Source organism: Deinococcus pimensis DSM 21231 (assembly GCF_000519345.1).
GTDB classification, from domain to species: domain Bacteria; phylum Deinococcota; class Deinococci; order Deinococcales; family Deinococcaceae; genus Deinococcus_A; species Deinococcus_A pimensis.
This window is the reverse complement of sequence record NZ_KI912660.1, coordinates 12293-13131: the sequence shown is the minus strand read 5'-3', so window position 1 is coordinate 13131 and position 839 is coordinate 12293. Positions and strand designations below refer to the sequence as shown.

Here is an 839-nt window from a genome sequence, read left to right as displayed (position 1 = left end):
CCGTGCTCGTCGCGGCGCTCGCCGTGGCGCTGCTGCGCGGCAGCGGCGATCCCGGCGGGCCCCTCGTGGGCAAGGCCGCGCCGGACTTCACCCTCACCACCCTCGAAGGCACCACCCTGAAGCTCAGCGAGCTGCGCGGTCGTCCCGTCGTGCTGAACTTCTGGGCGTCGTGGTGCGTGCCCTGCCGCGAGGAGGCGCCCCTGCTGAGCGAGCTCGCGACGAAGCAGAGCGCGGACGGCCTCGCCGTGGTCGGCGTGGTCTTCCAGGACCGTCAGGACGCGGCGAAGAAGTTCCGCGACCAGTACGGCCTCTCCTTCGTCAGCGTCCTCGACCCCGAGGCCCGCACCGCCATCGACTACGGCGTCGCCGCCGTGCCCGAGACCTTCTTCATCGACGAGGAGGGCGTCGTGCGCCGTCACGTGCGCAGCGTCGTCACGCGTGACCTGCTCGCCACGGAACTCCGCTCGCTCGGGGTGAAGGACCAGTGAGACGCGTCCTCGCCCTGCTCGTGGCGTGCCTGCTCGTGCTGGCCGGGGCCGTCACGCCGCCGCACCGTGACCTCACGCCGCAGCAGGAGACGCGCGCGCAGCGCGTCGGGGACAACCTGCGCTGCCCCGTCTGTCGCGGGCTGCCCATCACGGAGAGCCCCAACGACCTCAGCGCGCAGATGATGCGCGAGGTCCGCGATCAGGTCGCGGCGGGCCGCTCGGACGACCAGATCTACGACTACTTCGCCGCGCGCTTCGGCGACACGGTGCTGCTCGACCCGCCCCGGCGCGGCGTGACGCTGCTGCTGTGGCTCGTGCCGCTCGCGGCGCTCGCGCTCGGCGCGCTCCTGC

At 73.1% G+C, this 839-nt stretch carries 2 protein-coding genes; both read left to right on the top strand.

Annotation, left to right across the window (positions count from 1 at the left end):
• On the top strand, positions 1-488 hold a 488-nt coding region (locus tag DEIPI_RS32105; protein WP_084474468.1), incomplete at its 5' end, for a redoxin domain-containing protein.
• Positions 485-839 (top strand): cytochrome c-type biogenesis protein (locus tag DEIPI_RS32100; protein ID WP_084474465.1); only part of this gene is annotated, 355 nt, incomplete at its 3' end. The genes DEIPI_RS32105 and DEIPI_RS32100, both read left to right, overlap by 4 nt.